The organism is Gordonia sp. 11cp, from assembly GCF_057767225.1.
In genome coordinates, this window is the sequence record NZ_CM173437.1 from 3,942,948 (window position 1) to 3,961,352 (window position 18,405).

At 68.7% G+C, this 18,405-nt stretch carries 18 protein-coding genes; 13 read left to right on the top strand and 5 right to left on the bottom strand.

Annotated elements, in window-relative coordinates; translation table 11 throughout:
* Positions 1–30 precede the first annotated feature (30 nt).
* Together obgE and proB are read left to right on the top strand one after the other, a co-directional pair.
* The gene (gene obgE / locus AC3B6C_RS17615; protein WP_488373630.1) at positions 31–1,500 is read left to right on the top strand and encodes a GTPase ObgE; all 1,470 of its coding nucleotides are present in this window, start codon (positions 31–33) and stop codon (positions 1,498–1,500) included.
* Positions 1,497–2,648, top strand: coding sequence for a glutamate 5-kinase (gene proB / locus AC3B6C_RS17620; RefSeq protein ID WP_010841614.1), 1,152 nt, complete (start codon positions 1,497–1,499; stop codon positions 2,646–2,648). Before obgE ends, proB begins: the two co-directional genes overlap by 4 nt.
* A gap of 16 nt (positions 2,649–2,664) precedes the next feature.
* On the opposite strand, the gene AC3B6C_RS17625 is transcribed toward proB, so the two are convergent.
* The gene (locus AC3B6C_RS17625; RefSeq protein WP_010841613.1) at positions 2,665–3,543 is read right to left on the bottom strand and encodes a Sir2 family NAD-dependent protein deacetylase; all 879 of its coding nucleotides are present in this window, start codon (positions 3,541–3,543) and stop codon (positions 2,665–2,667) included.
* A gap of 21 nt (positions 3,544–3,564) precedes the next feature.
* A complete protein-coding gene (locus AC3B6C_RS17630) occupies positions 3,565–4,182 on the bottom strand; it encodes a TetR/AcrR family transcriptional regulator (protein WP_488373631.1) in 618 nt (205 codons plus the stop codon).
* A gap of 89 nt (positions 4,183–4,271) precedes the next feature.
* On the opposite strand from AC3B6C_RS17630, the gene AC3B6C_RS17635 reads away from it, so the two are divergent.
* The gene (locus AC3B6C_RS17635; RefSeq protein ID WP_488376294.1) at positions 4,272–5,120 is read left to right on the top strand and encodes an alpha/beta fold hydrolase; all 849 of its coding nucleotides are present in this window, start codon (positions 4,272–4,274) and stop codon (positions 5,118–5,120) included.
* A 63-nt stretch (positions 5,121–5,183) separates the two neighbouring features.
* Here AC3B6C_RS17635 and AC3B6C_RS17640 read toward each other — a convergent pair whose 3' ends face one another.
* The 3 genes from AC3B6C_RS17640 to ectA form a co-directional block, all read right to left on the bottom strand.
* Entirely contained in the window at positions 5,184–5,615 is a 432-nt protein-coding gene (locus AC3B6C_RS17640) for an ectoine synthase (protein WP_014926442.1), read from the bottom strand.
* Positions 5,612–6,883, bottom strand: coding sequence for a diaminobutyrate--2-oxoglutarate transaminase (ectB, locus tag AC3B6C_RS17645; protein WP_010841609.1), 1,272 nt, complete (start codon positions 6,881–6,883; stop codon positions 5,612–5,614). The genes AC3B6C_RS17640 and ectB overlap by 4 nt, the downstream gene beginning before the upstream one ends.
* 232 nt (positions 6,884–7,115) lie before the next feature.
* Complete coding sequence (ectA, locus tag AC3B6C_RS17650) at positions 7,116–7,643, bottom strand: diaminobutyrate acetyltransferase (RefSeq protein ID WP_010841608.1); 528 nt, start codon at positions 7,641–7,643, stop codon at positions 7,116–7,118.
* A gap of 164 nt (positions 7,644–7,807) precedes the next feature.
* Here ectA and rsmD point away from each other — a divergent pair, with 164 nt between their 5' ends.
* From rsmD to ftsY, 10 genes are all read left to right on the top strand, one after another.
* The gene (rsmD, locus tag AC3B6C_RS17655) at positions 7,808–8,359 is read left to right on the top strand and encodes a 16S rRNA (guanine(966)-N(2))-methyltransferase RsmD (RefSeq protein ID WP_488373632.1); all 552 of its coding nucleotides are present in this window, start codon (positions 7,808–7,810) and stop codon (positions 8,357–8,359) included.
* Between the two features lie 16 nt (positions 8,360–8,375).
* Complete coding sequence (gene coaD / locus AC3B6C_RS17660) at positions 8,376–8,864, top strand: pantetheine-phosphate adenylyltransferase (RefSeq protein ID WP_014926444.1); 489 nt, start codon at positions 8,376–8,378, stop codon at positions 8,862–8,864.
* Between the two features lie 117 nt (positions 8,865–8,981).
* Positions 8,982–9,833 (top strand): DivIVA domain-containing protein, encoded by an 852-nt coding sequence (locus tag AC3B6C_RS17665; protein ID WP_488373633.1) that lies wholly within the window; start codon positions 8,982–8,984, stop codon positions 9,831–9,833.
* Between the two features lie 92 nt (positions 9,834–9,925).
* Positions 9,926–10,573 carry a YceD family protein gene (locus AC3B6C_RS17670; RefSeq protein ID WP_148281273.1) on the top strand — a complete coding sequence of 216 codons (648 nt, stop codon included), beginning with the start codon at positions 9,926–9,928 and terminating at the stop codon, positions 10,571–10,573.
* Positions 10,566–11,291, top strand: coding sequence for a ribonuclease III (rnc, locus tag AC3B6C_RS17675; RefSeq protein WP_010841603.1), 726 nt, complete (start codon positions 10,566–10,568; stop codon positions 11,289–11,291). Before AC3B6C_RS17670 ends, rnc begins: the two co-directional genes overlap by 8 nt.
* 36 nt (positions 11,292–11,327) lie before the next feature.
* Positions 11,328–12,218: a bifunctional DNA-formamidopyrimidine glycosylase/DNA-(apurinic or apyrimidinic site) lyase gene (gene mutM / locus AC3B6C_RS17680; protein ID WP_488373634.1), complete on the top strand. Its 891-nt coding sequence runs from the start codon at positions 11,328–11,330 to the stop codon at positions 12,216–12,218.
* Between the two features lie 109 nt (positions 12,219–12,327).
* Complete coding sequence (locus tag AC3B6C_RS17685; RefSeq protein WP_010841597.1) at positions 12,328–12,786, top strand: OsmC family protein; 459 nt, start codon at positions 12,328–12,330, stop codon at positions 12,784–12,786.
* A gap of 4 nt (positions 12,787–12,790) precedes the next feature.
* Entirely contained in the window at positions 12,791–13,096 is a 306-nt protein-coding gene (locus tag AC3B6C_RS17690; protein WP_488373635.1) for an acylphosphatase, read from the top strand.
* A 44-nt stretch (positions 13,097–13,140) separates the two neighbouring features.
* Positions 13,141–16,749 (top strand): chromosome segregation protein SMC, encoded by a 3,609-nt coding sequence (smc, locus tag AC3B6C_RS17695; RefSeq protein ID WP_488373636.1) that lies wholly within the window; start codon positions 13,141–13,143, stop codon positions 16,747–16,749.
* A complete protein-coding gene (ftsY, locus tag AC3B6C_RS17700; RefSeq protein WP_488373637.1) occupies positions 16,746–18,326 on the top strand; it encodes a signal recognition particle-docking protein FtsY in 1,581 nt (526 codons plus the stop codon). Before smc ends, ftsY begins: the two co-directional genes overlap by 4 nt.
* The last annotated feature ends 79 nt before the right edge of the window (positions 18,327–18,405 follow it).

The following is an 18,405-nucleotide window of genomic DNA, read 5'->3' on the forward strand; positions in this document are numbered from 1 at the left end:
GTTCTTTTTTGACTGAAGTAAGGAATCTCGATGTCTCGGTTCGTCGACCGCGTGACCATCCATGTCGCCGCGGGGAACGGCGGCCACGGCGTCGCGTCGGTCCATCGGGAGAAGTTCAAACCTCTCGGCGGGCCGGACGGCGGCAACGGCGGCAACGGCGGGTCAGTGCGACTCGTCGTCGACCCCCAAGTGCACACCCTCCTCGACTTCCATTTCCATCCGCATGCCAAGGCCTCCAACGGCAGGCCCGGAGGGGGCGACAACCGCGACGGCGCGAACGGTGAGGATCTCGTCCTCAAGGTGCCCGACGGCACGGTCGTCCTGGACGATCGCGGGACCATCCTCGCCGACCTGGTGGGCGAGGGCACGGTCTTCGAAGCCGCGCAGGGTGGTCGTGGCGGTCTGGGGAACGCGGCCCTCGCGTCGAAGGCTCGCAAGGCCCCCGGCTTCGCGCTGCTGGGGGAGGAGGGGCAACAGCGTTCGCTCGTCCTCGAACTCAAGTCCGTCGCCGACGTCGGCCTCGTCGGATTCCCGTCGGCCGGCAAGTCCTCGCTGGTGTCGGTGCTCTCGGCCGCCAAGCCGAAGATCGCGGACTACCCCTTCACGACGCTCGTCCCGAACCTCGGAGTCGTGCAGACCGCGGGAGACGTGTTCACCATCGCCGACGTCCCCGGTCTGATCCCGGGCGCCTCGACCGGCCGCGGTCTCGGCCTCGAGTTCCTCCGTCACCTCGAGCGCTGCGCGGTGCTCGCACACGTCGTCGACTGCGCCACACTGGAACCCGGCCGCGACCCGATCTCCGACATCGACGCGCTCGAAGCCGAGCTGGCCGCCTACGTCCCGGCACTCGACGACGACCACGGACTCGGCGACCTCGCGTCCCGTCCCCGCGTGGTGATCCTCAACAAGCTGGACGTTCCCGATGCCGCCGAGCTCGCCGATCTCATCGAACCCGAACTCGCCGAACGCGGTTGGCCGGTGTTCCGGATCTCGGCGGTCGCCCACGAAGGTCTGCGTGAGCTCACCTTCGCGCTGGCGCGGATGGTGCGGGAGTACCGGGCGGCCCAGCCCCCCAAGGTCGCCCGGCGCGCGATCATCCGGCCCAAGGCCGTCGACGACACGGGCTTCACGATCGAGACCGATCCGGACAACGAGGGCGGTTTCATCGTCCGCGGTACCCGCCCCGAGCGCTGGATCGCGCAGACCCAGTTCGACAACGACGAGGCCGTGGGCTACCTGGCCGACCGGCTCAACCGTCTCGGCGTCGAGGACGAACTGGTGCGTCGCGGTGCCGAGCCGGGTGCACCCGTCACGATCGGGCCCGTCACCTTCGACTGGGAACCGTCGACGCCGATGGGCGACGACGTCCCGGTCACCGGTCGCGGCACCGACATCCGACTCGACCGCTCCGATCGCGTGGGCGCCGCCGAACGCAAGCAGGCACGACGCCTGCGTCGCGGTCTCCCGGACGAGGACGGCGGGGAGCGGGACCTCCCGTGACCGCGGGGTCCGTCGATCGCGTCCGCGACGGGTCGGTGCGCGACCGGATCGCGCACGCACGCAGCGTGGTCGTGAAGATCGGCTCGTCGGCGCTGACCGACCTCACCGAGGGGCTCGACCGCGACCGGCTCGACGGCCTGGCCGACGCCCTCGAAGCACGGATGAGGGCCGGGTCGGATGTGATCGTCGTGTCCTCCGGTGCCATCGGCGCCGGTATCGCGCCGCTCGGGCTCAAACGACGCCCCACCGATCTGGCCACCAAGCAGGCGGCGGCCAGCGTCGGGCAGTTGGCTCTCGCGCACGCGTGGGGTACGTCCTTCGCGCGGTACGGCCGCACGGTGGGTCAGGTCCTGCTCACCGCCGACGACATCTCCAATCGCAGTCATCACGCGAACGCCCAACGGACACTTGACCGTCTGCGTTCACTGGGTGCCGTCGCGGTGGTGAACGAGAACGACACCGTGGCCACCAACGAGATCCGCTTCGGCGACAACGACCGGCTCGCCGCGCTCGTCGCGCACCTGTCGGGAGCCGACGCGCTCATCCTGCTCTCCGATGTCGACGGCCTCTACGACGGTGATCCGCGCAAGGTCGGGATCGACGGTCGTCGTGCCCGGCTGATCCCGGAGGTCCATGGACCCGAGGACCTCGACGGGGTGATCGCCGGATCCGGCGGCGCGTTGGGTACGGGCGGCATGGCGTCCAAGCTGGCCGCCGCCCGGTTGTCGGCCGACGCCGGCGTGCCCGTGCTGCTGGCGGCTGCCTCGTCGGCGGCGCAGGCCTTGGCCGACGCCTCGGTGGGGACGGTGTTCGCCGCCCGGCCCGAGCGGCTGTCCGCCCGACGCTTCTGGGTGCGTCATGCCGCCGACGCACGCGGTCGGATCGTGCTCGACGACGGAGCGGTCGACGCGGTGTCGCGCAGGCGGCGTTCGCTTCTCGCCGCGGGGATCGTCGGGGCGACCGGCAGGTTCTTCGAAGGGGACGTCGTCGAACTCGTCGACCAGTACGACACGGTGCGGGCCCGGGGAGTCGCGGCCTACGGGATCGACGACGTGACCTCGATGGTCGGCCGCTCCACCGTCGACCTTCCCCCTGAGCTGCAGCGCCCGGTGGTCCACGCCGACGATCTGGTGGTCGTCTCGCGCTGAGGCGCGGACCGCGTGATCAGAAGGTTGCCAGCGCCGGGAGTACGAACCCCGCCTCGTGGTCGATCTTCAGTGTGGCGATGTCGTCGGCGCGCGTGACTCCGCGGTTGACGATGATCAGCGGCTTGCCCGCCCGGTGTGCGCGCCGGGCGAATCGCAGACCGGACATGACGGTGAGTGATGACCCGACGACCACCAGCGCGTCGGCGGCGTCGACCGCCGAAAATGCCTCGTCCACAACGTCTCTGGCCACTGTCTCGCCGAAGTAGACGATGTCGGGCTTCAGGATCCCGCCGCAGTTCGGGCAGTCGATCATCACGAAGTCGGAGGTGTCGGAGAGGGTGGCGTCGGCGTCGGGGGCGACTTCGATGGCGCCGTGCCCGCGGACGCGGCGCGCGAACTCGGTGTTGAGACCTTCGAGAAGCTCGGCGAGCCGATGCCGCGAGATCCGCCAGTCGCAGTTCAGGCAACGGACCCGGCCGTAACACCCGTGGAGCTCGATGACTCCGCGCGTCCCTGCCTTGGTGTGCAGCATGTCGACGTTCTGCGTGAGGACCCGCGAGATCCACCCGCGCTGCTGCAGCTCGGTCAGGGCGAGGTGCGCGCGGTTGGGGACCGCGGCGTCCATGTGCCGCCAGCCGAGGTGGTTGCGGGCCCAGTAGTGGCGGCGGAAGTCGGCTGACGACAGGAACATCTCGAGGGTCATCGGTGTCCGCGGCGGCGAACCGGGGCTGCGGTAGTCGGGGATGCCGGAGTCGGTGGAGATGCCGGCCCCGGTCAGAACCGCGACACGGCGACCGGCGAGGATGTCGGCGGCCAGCGCGATCCGATCCTCGACGTCGTCGTCGAGCGGTGTGTGTTCGGCGGGGGTGGTGCCGAGCTGGAGACGAGTACGCACCCTGCCCAGGATAAGCGCGACTCAGGCTCCGTCGAGCCGGTCCAGAGTGGCGGTGGTGTGTACGACGAACCACTCCTCCCACCGGTCCGGACTCCACCCGCGTTCGCGGACGAGACGCAGCCAGAGTGTTCGCGACGAGAGCATCCACATCGAGTCCACGGTCTCGTCGTCGGCCGGCCGGCCGAGGATCAGCGAGAGTGCGAACCGGACCTCGTCCCAGCGGGTCTGCTCCCGTTCATCCCGGAGCGTCGCCGCGTCGTCGTCGGTGACGGCGGCCTCGTCGAGTACGTGCTGGATGGCCGCCGAGCGAAGGTGCGCATCGCGCAACCACGATGCCGCGGCGCGGATGCGTCGAGGTCTGCTGCCCTCACCCATCGTCTGGTAGTCGGCACCGTCGCGGACCGGGACGCCCTCGTCATGCCGCAGGGCGGCGACGATGCAGGCGTCGAGCAGGTCGAGTTTGTTGTCGAACTGCCGGTAGACCGTGGGACGGGTGAGTCCCGCACGGGTCGCCACCCCGGACATCGTCGTCGCCACCCACCCGTCTTCGCAGAACATGGCGGTGGCGGTGGCGAGGACCAGGGCACGGTTCTCGCGGGCTCGCTCTGTCCGCAGTTCGGATGAATAGGGCCTGACCACGCCGATGAGTCTAGACAGAATTGGAAATACACAGTGTAATGTCAATATTCGGTGAGCCGCTCGGGCATCACCTATCACCGGTGGGAGCAGTGATCAAAGAATTCGATGTCCCGACGCGACTGGGGCGACTCCGTGTTCGCGATGTGGGCAACGGCCCGCCGGCTGTGTTGTGGCACAGCATGTTCGTCGATTCGCGGAGCTGGGACCGGGTGGTACCCGCACTGGCGGAGAGGCGGCGTCTGTTCCTGGTCGACGCGCCATGGTGCGGGCAAAGCGAGAAGACCGCCCAGCCCGCCGACATCGCGGCGTGCGCCGATGCCGCACTCGACGTGATCGCAAGAGTTCGCGAACTGACGGGTGCCGCTGCGGTGGACTGGGTCGGGAACGCGTGGGGAGGTCACGTGGGTATGCATGTGGCCGCCGTCGAACCGGCGCTGGTGAACACCCTGGTCGCGGTGAGCGCACCGACCGGTCCGATCGAGCCCGCTCTGCGGCGCCGGGTCAAGCTGTTGCTGCCGTTGTACCGGATGATCGGAGCCCGCGGCCCGGTGTGGTCGACCATCGTGTCCACGCTGTTCACCGAGCGCACCCGCCGCGAGGATCCCGAGGCGGTCGATCTCGTGCGAGAGGCGGTCCACGTCTCGGGCAGGTCGATGATCCCGGCCATCGAGACCGCGATTCTCCACCGCACGGATCTGGCGTGGGCGGCCGAGAAGATCTCGTGTCCGGTGCTGTTCGTGACGACCGATGACCGTGGCGAATGGACGCCCGAGGAGGCGCGGGAGGTGGCGCGCACCATGCACGATGCGCATGAGGTCACTGTCCACGAGGCCCGGGTGATCCCGGCGCTCGAGCAGCCCGCTCGGACCGCCGGTGCGGTTCTGGCCTTGTGGGAGTCGAACGCACGACAAACGCCACTTCCGGTGCCGATCACCTGACCCGCGCTGGGGGCGAGAGGTGATCCACACCGGAAGTGGCGATCGTTCGGAAGGGTCAGGCCGTCAGGAAACGGCTTCCTCGGCGTGCTTGCCGGTTGGTGCGGGCACCGTCACCAGCGGATAGACGCCGTTCTCGTCGTGCACCTCGGTGCCGACGACCGGGGGATTGAACACGCACAGCATGCGCATCTGCGTGTCGGCGGTCACGGTGTGGCGCTCATGTCCGTTCAGCAGATACATGGTGCCCGGCGCGAGGGGATAGGTCTCGCCGGTCTCACGGTCGAGCAGCGTTCCCGTCCCCTCGACGAGCCAGACGGCCTCGACATGGTTGGCGTAGTGGAACTCGTTGACCGAGCCGGCCTTGATGGTGGTCTCGTGGAACGAGAAGCCCACCCGGTCGCCGCCCAGGACGATGCGCTTGGAGACCCAATTGCCCTTGGGGTCGGCGACATCACGGTCGGTACCGGTGATCTCGGCTGTGGTTCGGACGATCATCCGATCACCTCCTTGACTGCATCGGACAGGATGGACAGGCCGCGGTCGAGGTCCTCGCGCGAAATGGTCAGCGGCGGAAGCAGCTTCACGACCTCGTCGGACGGACCCGACGTCTCGGCCAGGAGTCCCGCGCCGAAGGCCTGGGCGCAGACCTTGCCCGCCGCGGTGTGGTCGTCGAAGGCGAGTCCGCGGACCATGCCGCGTCCGCGGGTGGAGATGCCGTCGTAGCGGCTGCACAGGTCGGTGAAGACCTCGTGGATTCGCTCACCCTTGGCGTGGACGTCGCGCGTCAGCGCGTCGTCGGTCCAGTAGGTCTCGATGGTCTTGGCAGCGGTGACGAAGGCCGGGTTGTTGCCGCGGAAGGTGCCGTTGTGCTCGCCGGGGGTCCACACGTCGAGCTCCGGCTTGAACAGGGTCAGCGCGAACGGCAGTCCGTAACCGCTGATCGACTTCGACAGGGTGACGATATCGGGCTTGATGCCGGCTTCCTCGAAGGAGAAGAACTCACCGGTGCGTCCGCAACCCATCTGGACGTCGTCGACGATCAGCAGGATGTCGCGCCGTTCGCAGAGGTCCGACAGCGCACGCAGCCACTCGGCGCGGGCGACGTTCACGCCACCCTCGCCCTGGACCGTCTCCACGATGACCGCGGCCGGCCGGTTCAGGCCGCTGCCGGAGTCGTCGAGCACTCGCTCGAACCAGTGGAAGTCCTCCATGACCCCGCCGAAGTAGTTGTCGAACGGCATCGGGGTCGCGTGGACGAGCGGGATGCCCGCGCCGGCGCGCTTCATCGAGTTGCCGGTCACCGACAGCGATCCGAGGGTCATACCGTGAAAAGCGTTGGTGAAGCTGATGATCGACTCGCGACCGGTCACCTTGCGGGCGAGCTTCAGTGCCGATTCGACCGCGTTGGTACCCGTCGGTCCGGGGAACTGGATCTTGTAGTCCAGTCCACGCGGTTCGAGGATGTGATCGGTGAACTTCTGGATGAAGTTCCCCTTGGCGACGGTTGCCATGTCGAGACCGTGGGTGATCCCGTCGGCCTCGATGTACTCGAGGAGGGCCTTCTTGAGGATCGGGTTGTTGTGGCCGTAGTTCAGCGAACCGGCGCCGGCGAAGAAGTCGAGGTATTCACGACCGTCCTGGTCGGTGATGTAGGAACCCTTCGCGGTGGTGAACACAGCAGGCCAGTTACGGCAGTAGCTGCGCACCTCCGACTCGTGGGTGGTGAAGACGGAATCGTCCATGTGGGTGTCGAGAAGTTGCATTTCTTTGCTTCCTTCTGGTGTGACAGCGTGGGGTTCTCAGATGTGCTCGGCTCGGAGGCGCTTCGTTGCGATGGCCGAGGTGGAATATGTCCCACGGGCGGGGTCGGCTTGTGTTCGAGAAGTCCGGCGGGACAACCGATCACGGAGTCGGCAGACGGTTCGATCTGCACTGGTGCACCCGGTCGTCAGGCGCCGATCTGCGTTCGGCGCAAGCGCGCTCGGGGCGTTCGCCTCAGGGCTCGGGGATCTCCGGCTCGAGCATGTAGAGGTCCTCCGGCTCGTGGGAGTCGGGAAACGCGTTGGCGGGGAACAGGTCTCGGCGCTCGAATCGGAGTCCACGGGCCTTGGCGACCGATCCGAACAGGCGCTGCGACGGAATGTTGTCCGGGCTGATCGTCGTGTGCATGGCCACCATGCCCTGGCGGTTGGCGCGGTCGAACAGCTCATGGAGCATCGTCGCGGCGATGCCGTGTCCACGGACCTCGTCGTCGACGGCGACCTGCCAGACCATCAGGGTGGAGGGGTCGCTCTGCCGACGGTAGCCGGTGACGAAACCGACTGCGCGGCCGTCGACCTCGGCCACGATGGACGTGGCGGCGAAATCGTGGCACCACAGGACGTAGGAGTAGCTCGAGTTGACGTCGAGAACCTTTGAGTCCGAGGCGATTTCCCAGAGTCGGGTGCCGTCGTCGACCGTGGGTGTCCGGTAGTCGACGGCAAGAGTGGTTGTTGGGGCCGTTCTTGTTTGGGAAGGGCTCATAACGCATTCGACGTTAACAACGCGTGTCGGGGAAGTCATGTACCTGCGGAAATTGGCTTGCAGAACCACTACCTTGTCCCTGTTCAGGCATGCAATGTGAAGTGGCTCACAAAGACGGGATTCAGGATTGGTTTGCGTGGCTGCACGGGTTGCAGAATGGCCTCATGACGAGGATCATCGCCGGCCGGCTGGGTGGGCGCAGGCTGCGCGTTCCGGGCGAAGGCACCCGACCCACGTCCGACCGTGTTCGTGAGTCGGTGTTCAACATGCTGGCCGCCCGATCCGATCTGGACGGGCTCTGGGTTCTCGATCTCTATGCGGGATCGGGCGCGTTGGGTCTCGAGGCGATCTCGCGGGGAGCCGCGGGCGCGACGTTCGTCGACTCGGGGCGCCGGGCTGCCGTCACGATCGCCGCGAACGTGAAGGCGTGCGGGGTGGCCTCGAACGCCACCGTACATACGCGCGCGGTGTCCGCCTACCTCGCGGGCGAGCCGGAACGGCGCTTCGGTCTGGTGTTTTCCGACCCGCCCTACGACGTCGCCGCCGACCGGATAGCCGAAGACCTCACTCTCCTGACCACACGCCTGGACGACGACGCGCTGGTCGTCGTCGAACGGGCGGCCCGTTCCCGCGGAGAGGTGTGGCCGGCGTCGTACGACGTGATGGTCGACAAGTCCTACGGCGACACCCGGGTGGAGATCGGCCGCCTGGTCTGACCGGTAGGTTCAGACCATGACGACGGCTGTGTGTCCCGGTTCCTTCGATCCCTTCACCCTTGGTCACCGTTACGTGGTGGAACGCGCCGCGGCGTGTTTCGACGAGGTCGTGATCACCGTGGTGGTCAACCCCAACAAGCGCGGCATGTTCGGCGTCGACGAGCGCATCGGACTCATCGAAGAGGACTGCGCGGACCTGGCGAACGTGCGGGTCGATCGGTGGGAGGGTCTGCTCGTCGACTATCTGCGGCAGGAGTCCATCCACACGATCGTGAAGGGGCTGCGCTCCGCGGTCGACTTCGACTACGAGGTGCCGATGGCGCAGATGAACCGCGAGCTCGCCGACGTGGAGACGATCTTCCTGCTCACCGACCCGCGTTTCGCTCACGTCTCGAGCTCGTTGGTGAAGGAAGTGGCGAAGTTGGGCGGTGACGTCTCGCCATTCCTGTCGGGACATGTTCACGACCGCCTGATGAGCCGGCTGTCAGGCGAATTGTCGGCCTGATCCGGGACATATCGCGACACACCCCACGCGCTTCACGAGTCACAAGCGCACCATTCGGCACAATAGTCACAGATTCACCAACTGTTGCAACCAGGCAAGCGCCGGATTGGGGTGGCTGTGTACCGGGTATTTGAGGCTCTCGACGAGCTGGTCGCGATCGTCGAAGAGGCACGGAGTGTGCCGATGACCGCAGGCTGTGTCGTCCCGCGCGGCGACGTGCTGGAACTGCTCGACGACATCAAGGACTCCATCCCCGGCGAGCTCGACGACGCGCAGGACGTGCTCGACCAGCGCGACACGCTCATCGGCGACGCCCGCGAGCACGCCGAGACGACGGTGGCAAAGGCGGATTCGGAGTCCGAGGCCGTCCTCGCCCACGCGCGCGCCGAGGCGGACCGCATCCTCTCCGAGGCGAAGGCGCAGGCCGACCGCATGGTCGACGAGGCCAGCGCGCACTCGAGCTCGCTCGTCGAGGACGCCTCCGAGGAGGCCCATCGCCTGCAGACGAGCGCGGCGCGGGAATTCGAGGCCGTCACCGGCCGGGCGCGGGCCGAAGCCCAGCGCACCATCGACGCGGCCAACAACTCCTACGACAAGTCGGTGGCCGACGGCATCGCCGAGCAGCAGCGACTCGTCTCCGAGACCGAGGTGGTCGGTGCGGCGAAGTCCGAGGCGGAGCGGATCATCGACGCCGCGCACGCCGAGGCAGATCGCCTGCGCGGTGACTGCGACGTCTACGTCGACGAGAAGCTCGCCCAGTTCGAAGAGGTCCTGACCGGCACGCTGCGGTCGGTGAACCGTGGGCGGCATCAGCTGCGCACCGGTGCCGGAATGCACGACTACGTCGAGTACCCCCGGGGCGTCGACGAGTCCTCACGGCCGGAGGGTCGTGGTGACGGATCGCGCTCGCGCGAGGCATCGGCCCGCCACACCTACGACCGCGACCACGGTTCGCCGCTCGCGGTGTGACACGGCTGTCGACCGGGCTCTCACGCGCCGCCGGCGTCGGTCGATCATTCCCGGAGGCGAGCGTATGGTAGGCGTCTGTGGCTGATCATGCTGTGACTTCAGAGCCGTCGCGCGGTCCCGGTTCGACTCCGAAGCGCGAGCCGTTCGTGCTGGATGTGCGTTCGCTGGGACGTCGCCCGGGAACCATGTCCGAGGTGCATCGCACCGTGCGGACACCTGAGCGGCTCGGCGTCGAGATGGTCGGAATCCCGGCGGATTCCGACGTCGACCTCGACCTCCGCCTGGAGGCGGTCTCCGAGGGAATCCTCGTCACCGGAACGGTGTGTGGTGAGACGGTCGGTCAGTGCTCGCGCTGCCTCGAGCCGGTCGACGGGACCGTGACGGTCTTCCTCACCGAGCTGTTCGCCTATCCGGACAGCGCCACCGAGCAGACGACCGACGCCGACGACGTCCATCGCATCGCCGACGACCGGATCGACCTCGAACAGTCGATCATCGACGCGGTCGCACTCGAACTGCCGATGTCGCCGCTGTGTTCCGAGGACTGTGAGGGTCTGTGCCAGGTCTGCGGAGTCCGGCTCGCCATCGCCGAGCCGGGGCACTCGCACGAGGTCATCGACCCCCGCTGGGCGGGCCTCGCGAACAAGTTCGCCGACCTCGCCGAGGGCGACTCGGTGTCGGCATCGGACGGCGACACCGCCGAGACCGCGGATTCCGACCGGGAACGACATCGTGACTGAGGTCGTGCGCGAGGGCGGACCGCGAGCCGCGCTGCTCGACGCCCTGGACACCGAGATTCGCGACGACCTCCTCACCCTGGCGCTGACCCACCGGTCCTATGCCTACGAGCACGGTGGTCTGCCCACCAACGAGCGGCTGGAATTCCTCGGCGACTCGGTGCTCGGCGTCGTCATCACCGAACGTCTCTATCTGCGATATCCCGATCGGCCCGAGGGCGAGCTGGCCAAGATCCGGGCGAGCGTCGTCAACATGCACGCGCTCGCCGACGTCGCGCGCGGGCTCGGCGACGAGGGCGGACTGGGCAAGTACCTGTTCCTCGGACGCGGCGAGGAGATGACGGGCGGTCGTGACAAGGACTCGATCCTGGCCGACGGTCTGGAATCGCTGTTCGGTGCGGTCTTCCTCAGCCATGGACTCGAGACGTCACAGCGGGTCATCCTCCGGCTCTTCGACGAACGCATCGATCGTGCCGGTCGTCTCGGCGCCGGACTCGACTGGAAGACCTCGCTCCAGGAGTTGAGTTCCGAACGCGGGTTCGGCCCGCCGCAGTACCAGATCAGTGCGACCGGTCCTGACCACAACAAAGAGTTCACCGCCACCGCGCTGGTCGCCGGCGAGAGCCTCGGCGAGGGCGTCGGCCGGACCAAGAAGGAAGCGGAGCAGCAGGCCGCGGCGCACGCCTGGAAAGTGCTCACCGAGCGCGCCTCCGCCTCGTGAACCTCCACCCCGTGAACGACTCGCACGTGGCGATGCATGCCTGAACTACCCGAGGTCGAGACCGTCCGCATCGGTCTCGAGACCCATCTCGTCGGTCGGGTGGTGGCGTCGACCGAGGTCCTTCATCCGCGTGCGATCCGTCGTCACCTCGGCGGGGAACCGGATCTGATCGGGCGGCTCGCCGGCAAACAGGTGACCGGGGTGCGCCGGCGCGGCAAGTACCTGTGGATCGATCTCGCCGACTCCGCCGACCGGGCGGCGCTGGTGGTCCACCTCGGGATGAGCGGACAGATGCTGATCGCACGGACCGGGACCCCCGACCACACGCATCTGCGGGTCCGTGCCGTCCTCGACGACGAGAACGAACTCCGCTTCGTCGACCAACGGACCTTCGGCGGTTGGCATCTCGACGACTACACCCCGGATGTGTATGCGCTCGAGAACGGAGCACCGCCCGCCGACATCCCGATGTCGGTGGCGCACATCGCCACCGATCCCTTCGACCCGGCCTTCGATGCCGGCCGCGTCGTGGATCGCATGCGCGCCAAGCACTCCGAGATCAAACGGGTCCTCCTGGATCAGACCGTGATCTCCGGGGTCGGCAACATCTACGCCGACGAGGCGCTCTGGCGCGCGCGACTACACGGCGCGCGGATCGCCGAGACGATCAGTCGCAAGAAGCTGCGGGAGCTGATCGACGCCGTCACCGAGGTGATGGCGTCGGCCCTGAAGGTCGGCGGCACGTCGTTCGACGCCCTGTACGTGAACGTCAACGGACAGTCCGGGTACTTCGAGCGGTCTCTCAACGCCTACGGGCGGGCGGGGGAGCCGTGCCGCCGGTGCGGGGCGATCATGCGGCGGGAGCAGTTCATGAACCGCAGCTCGTTCTTCTGTCCGCGCTGCCAGCGACCACCGAGTGGACGCTGACCCAGCCGGGTCGTGCTGCGGCGCCGGGAACAATTCCCGATCCGGAGCTCTTACTATTGTTCGCGATGCCGGCGGCGCCCGCCGGAGACTCTGAGAGGACCCGCCTTCGATGACCACCGAAGCCACTGCCCCCACGTCCGGGGTCCCTGCCGACCAGGTCCACACCGACCTCTGGGTCGAGCGCACGGGCACCCGCCGTTACACCGGACGAAGCTCTCGCGGCGCCGAGGTGCTGATCGGCTCACAGGACGTCGACGGTGTCTTCACCCCGGGCGAACTGCTCAAGATCGCACTGGCCGCATGTACGGGGATGTCGTCGGACCGGCCGCTGGCCCGTCGCCTCGGTGACGACTACGACGCGACGATCCGGGTGAGTGGCGACGCGGACCGCGAGAACGAGGTCTACCCGCGCATCGAGGAGATCCTCGAGATCGACCTGTCCGAACTCGAACCCGAGGCCGCGGCGCGCCTGCTCGTCGTCGTCGAACGCGCCATCGACGCGGTGTGCACCGTCGGACGTACCGTCAAGGCCGGTGCCGAGGTGGATCTGCGGATCGAGACGGACTGACACGGTGCCAGACCAGACCCGGACCGACGACGGCACCGACCGCATCCGGCTGACCGCGCATGTCCACGGACACGTACAGGGCGTGGGCTTCCGGTGGTGGACGCGGTCCCGGGCCCTCGAACTCGGTCTGGTGGGCCATGCCTCGAACCAGGCCGACGGTCGGGTGCTGGTCGTGGCCGAGGGGCCACGAGACAAGGCGCTCGCCCTGCTCGACGCACTGCGGTCCGGCACCACCCCGGGACAGGTGGACCTGGTGGTCGAGCGTGTGGATGAACCGCGCGGGGAGCTCGACGGCTTCGTCGAACGGTGAGCGGAGCCCGAAACACATCGCGATGGTGAGTAGTCTGTACCGTCGTGCACCTCAAAAGCCTGACCCTGAAGGGCTTCAAGTCGTTCGCCTCGGCGACGACCCTGCGCTTCGAGCCGGGTATCACGTGCGTCGTCGGGCCCAACGGCTCCGGTAAGTCGAACGTCGTCGACGCCCTGACCTGGGTGATGGGCGAGCAGGGGGCCAAAGCGCTGCGCGGCGGGAAGATGCAGGACGTCATCTTCGCCGGCACGTCCGGCCGCCCGCCACTGGGCCGCGCCGAGGTGACGCTGACCATCGACAACGCCGACGGGGCGCTGCCCATCGAGTACTCCGAGGTGTCGATCACCCGCCGGATGTTCCGCGACGGTGCCGGCGAATACGAGATCAACGGCAGTTCGTGCCGGCTGATGGACGTGCAGGAACTGCTGTCGGATTCGGGCATCGGCCGCGAGATGCACGTGATCGTCGGGCAGGGTCGGCTGTCGGCGATCCTCGAGTCCCGGCCCGAGGACCGACGCGCGTTCATCGAAGAGGCGGCCGGTGTCCTCAAACATCGCAAGCGCAAGGAAAAGGCAGTCCGCAAGCTCGACGCGATGCAGGCCAATCTGGCGCGCCTGACCGACCTGACCGCCGAACTCCGCCGTCAGCTCAAGCCGCTGGGTCGTCAGGCCGAGGTGGCACGCCGTGCGCAGACCGTGCAGGCCGACCTCCGCGACGCCCGGTTGCGTCTGGCCGCCGACGACCTCGTCACCCGCCGGACGGAGATGGCCGAACACGCCGCCGTCGAGGACGAGGTCCGCCGCAGGCAGGACGAGGTGGCCGCCGAGCTGGACCGCGCGAACGCGGAAGTGGCCGAACACGAACAGCATCTCGCCGAGATCACACCCGCCGCGGCCGCGGCGAACCGTGCGTGGTTCCGGTTGTCGGCACTCGCCGAGCGCGTCGACGCGACCCGCCGGGTGGCCGCCGAACGCAGCCGATACCTCAGTGAGCCGGTGGGTGAGACGTCTGGGCCCGACCCCGACGAGCTCGACGAGCAAGCCCTCGAGGCCGCCGAACTCGAAGCCGAACTGACCGAGGGCGTCGAGATCGCCGCCGAGCAGCTCGAAACCGCCAGAGAAGTGCTCGGTGAGCGCGAATCGATCGCGGAAGCGGCCGAGGCCGCACATCTCGCCGCGGTCCGGGCCATCGCCGACCGGCGTGAGGGGCTCGCGCGGCTGGAGGGCCAGGTGGACAACCTGCGGACCCGCTCGGAGTCGGCCGACGCCGATGCCCAGCGCCTCACCGACGCGATCTCGACCGCCGTCGAACGTGCCGAAGCTGCTGTGACGCAACAGGATTCGGCTGCGGGTGAGCTGGCGCAACTGGAGGCCGCCGAACGTGCGCTCGACGAACACCACGAACGCTGCGTCGCCGCGCTGAACCTGTCCAACGAGCGCGTGGCCACCTTGCAGGCCGCACACCGCGAGGCCGAGCACGCCATCGCCTCGTTGTCGGCGCGAGTCGACGCGCTCGCCATGGGACTCGAACGAGGCGACGGTGGCGCGTGGTTGCTGGAGAACGCGCCCGACGGTCTCCTCGGTCCGATGTCGGAGCTGGTCACCGTCGAGCCGGGTTACGAGACCGCCATCGCCGGGGCGCTCGGACCTGCGGTCGACGGCATCGTCACCGTGGACGGGGTCGCCGCGGTGCGGGCGTTGGAGGCACTCAAGTCGGGCGACGGGGGACGGGCCGCGCTGATCTGTGGCGGACTCACCGGTCCGGATCGGCGGGGCGAGATCGCGTTGCCGGACGGGGCGAGGTGGGCCGCCTCGGTGGTCGACACCCGGCCGGAGATCCGCGGCGCCATCGACACCGTCCTGGCCGACACCGTGATCGTCGACGATCCCGCGCAAGGGCTCGAGCTCGCCCGCCGTCTCGGTGTACGCGCGGTGACCCCCGCCGGAGACCGCATCTCGGCGGCGTCGGTCGAAGGTGGCTCCTCGCGCCGGCCCTCCACGCTGGAGGTCCAGTCGGCCATCGACGCGGCGACCGCCGAACTCACCGCGACGCGCCGACGCGTCGAAGAACTGGAGGCGGCGCTCGACGGTGCGCTGACCGAACAGCACGAGCGCCGGGAGGCGGCCGAGGAGGCGCTCGCCGCCCTCCACGAGTCCGACGCCGGCGTCGGAGCGGCATACGAACAGATGGCCCGGCTCGGCCAGGAGATCCGGGCGGCTCGCGCCGAGGCCGACAAACTGACACGACAGCGGAACCTGCTCGAGAAAGGCCGCGCGGAAACCCTGCAGTCCCTGCAGGAACTCACCGAGCGACTCCGGCTGGCCCGGGACGAGTCCGACGCGGGGACCGAGATGTCGACCGACTACTCCGAGCGCGCCACCGCGTCGGCGGCCGTCGGGGTGGCGCGCAGCGCGGAGATGGAGGCCCGTCTGACGCTGCGGACCGCCGAAGAACGCCTGGCCTCGGTCCGGGGCAAGGCGGACTCGCTGCGCCGCGCCGCACAGCGCGAGCGAGAGGCGCGCGAGCGGGCCCGCCGCCAGGACGAGATCCGGCGACAGGCCGCCGGGGTCGCGGCGGCCGTCGAACGCGCCGGCGCCCAGGTGAGTGAACGCCTCGCCGCCGCGGTGGCGTCGGCCCAGGCCGGACGCGACGAACTCGAGGAGATCCGCACCGCGCGCACCGCGACCCTGGACCAGCTGCGGGTGCGGGCAGGCGAACTGACCACCACCCTGAACTCGCTGCGCGACACCGTCCACCGCGACGAGGTGGCGCGGGCCCAGGTCGCGTTGCGGATCGAGCAGCTCGAAGAGCAGGTCCTCGAGACCTTCGCGATCGCCCCCGACGATCTGATCGCCGAGTACGGTCCCGACGTGCCGATGCCCCCGTCGGCACTGGAGATGGCCGAGTACGAGCAGGCCAGGGAGCGCGGCGAGCAGGTCGTCGCCCCGGCCCCGATGCCATACAACCGGGCGACCCAGGAAGCCCGTGCGAAGAAGGCGCAGAAGGACCTCAACACGCTCGGCAAGGTCAACCCGCTCGCACTCGAGGAGTTCGCCGCGCTCGAGGAGCGGTACAACTTCCTGTCGTCGCAGCTCGAAGACGTCAAGGCGGCGCGCAAAGACCTGCTCGACGTCGTCGAAGACGTCGACGCCCGCATCCTGCAGGTGTTCACCGAGGCCTATGCCGACGTGGAACGCGAATTCGCCCAGGTCTTCCAGACACTGTTCCCGGGTGGCGAGGGCCGACTCGTCCTCACCGAACCCGGCGACATGCTGACGACGGGCATCGAGGTCGAGGCGCGCCCGCCCGGCAAGAAGGTCAAGCGGCTCTCGCTGCTGTCGGGTGGGGAGAAGTCGCTGACCGCGGTCGCGATGCTGGTGGCGATCTTCCGCGCGCGTCCGTCCCCGTTCTACGTCATGGACGAGGTCGAGGCCGCACTCGACGACACCAACCTGCGGCGACTCATCACTTTGTTCGAGCAACTGCGAGAGAAGTCCCAGCTCATCGTCATCACCCACCAGAAGCCCACGATGGAGGTCGCGGACGCGCTCTACGGCGTCAGCATGCGCGGCGACGGCATCACGACGGTCATCTCGCAACGCATGCGCGGAGTGAACATGCCCGTCGGTCAACAGGAGGACACCAGCCAGTGAACACCGGAATCATCATCGGCATCGTCGTCGCGGTACTCGTCGTGATCGCGTTGATCGTGCTCGGTCTGGTGCTGTCGCGCCGCCGGCGCATCTCGCTCACCGACGAACGGCAGCCGGAGGTCGTCGACGGCACGACCCGTCAGGTCGACCGGTCCGGGGGATACCAGGCCGGATCGGGCTTCAGCTTCAGCCGCGGGGAGACCGCGCTCGCCGAACCGCCCCGACGCGAGCCGCAACCCCGGACACCGGAACCCCCGGCGCCCGCGCCCGAGGTAGTGCGGCCCGCGGGGGACCGCACGGACGTGGACGGCCAGCCGGGTGTCGGCGACGACGCCGCGGTCCCGCGCGACTCGATCCGACGCGGCGTCACCGAGGTGTCGCTTCCCGAGCCGGACACAGCAGAGCCGGAGATCGCCGAACCCGAGACACCAGCGCCCGGGACACGGGAGTCCGAGGCGGCGGCGCCCGAGAGCACACTGCCGGAGACGGCCGATCCCGCGGTCGTCGAACCCGAGGTCGTCGAACCCGAGGTCACCGAACCCGGGGTCATCGAACCCGAGCCGGTCACGGCCGAGCCGGAACCGGAGACCGTCGAACCCGAGACGCGGGTGCCCGACGATGTCGCGCAGGCGACCACGGCGCCACCGCTGGACGACATCGCGCCGACGGCCGGCCGGATCGGTCGCCTGCGTGGCCGTCTGTCCCGGTCGCAGGGCGCGATCGGCAAGGGAGTACTCGGACTCCTCGGTGCCGGCGACCTCGACGAGGACAGCTGGGAGGAGATCGAGGACACGCTCGTGATGGCCGACCTCGGCGCCTCGACCACGGCCGTCGTCGTCGAGACGCTGCGTACCGAACTCGCGGCCAATCCGGTCCGGACCGCGGGCGAGGCCCGCGCGTTGCTCAAGCGGGTCCTGGTCGACCAGCTCGACCCCACGCTCGACCGGTCCATCCGGGCGCTCCCGCACGCCGGCCGTCCCGCGGTCGTGCTCGTCGTGGGGGTCAACGGAACCGGCAAGACCACCACGACCGGCAAACTGGCGCGGGTGCTCGTCGCCGACGGACGCCGCGTCCTGCTCGGTGCCGCCGACACCTTCCGCGCCGCCGCCGCCGACCAGCTGCAGACCTGGGGCGAGCGGGTCGGTGCCGAGATCGTGCGCGGCAAGGAGCAGTCCGATCCGGCCGCGGTGGCGTTCGACGCGGTCGACCGCGGTATCGAGACCGGCGTCGACGTCGTCATGATCGACACCGCCGGACGCCTGCACACCAAGACCGGACTGATGGACGAGCTGGGCAAGGTCAAGCGCGTCGTCGAGAAGAAGGCGCCTGTCGACGAGGTGCTGCTCGTGCTCGACGCGACCGTCGGACAGAACGGCCTGATGCAGGCCCGCGTCTTCGCCGAGGTCGTCAACATCACCGGCGTCGTGCTCACCAAACTCGACGGCACCGCCAAGGGCGGCATCGTGTTCCACGTGCAGAAGGAGCTCGGGGTGCCGGTCAAGCTCGTCGGGCTCGGCGAGGGCGCGGACGACCTCGCACCCTTCGAGCCGGAGGCGTTCGTCGACGCCCTCCTGTGAATTTCCCGGGTGCTGCTGTGAATTCGGGATCTGTGATCGGAAACCTGGTGTTAGCGGTCGCCCGCCGAACCTGAGAGAC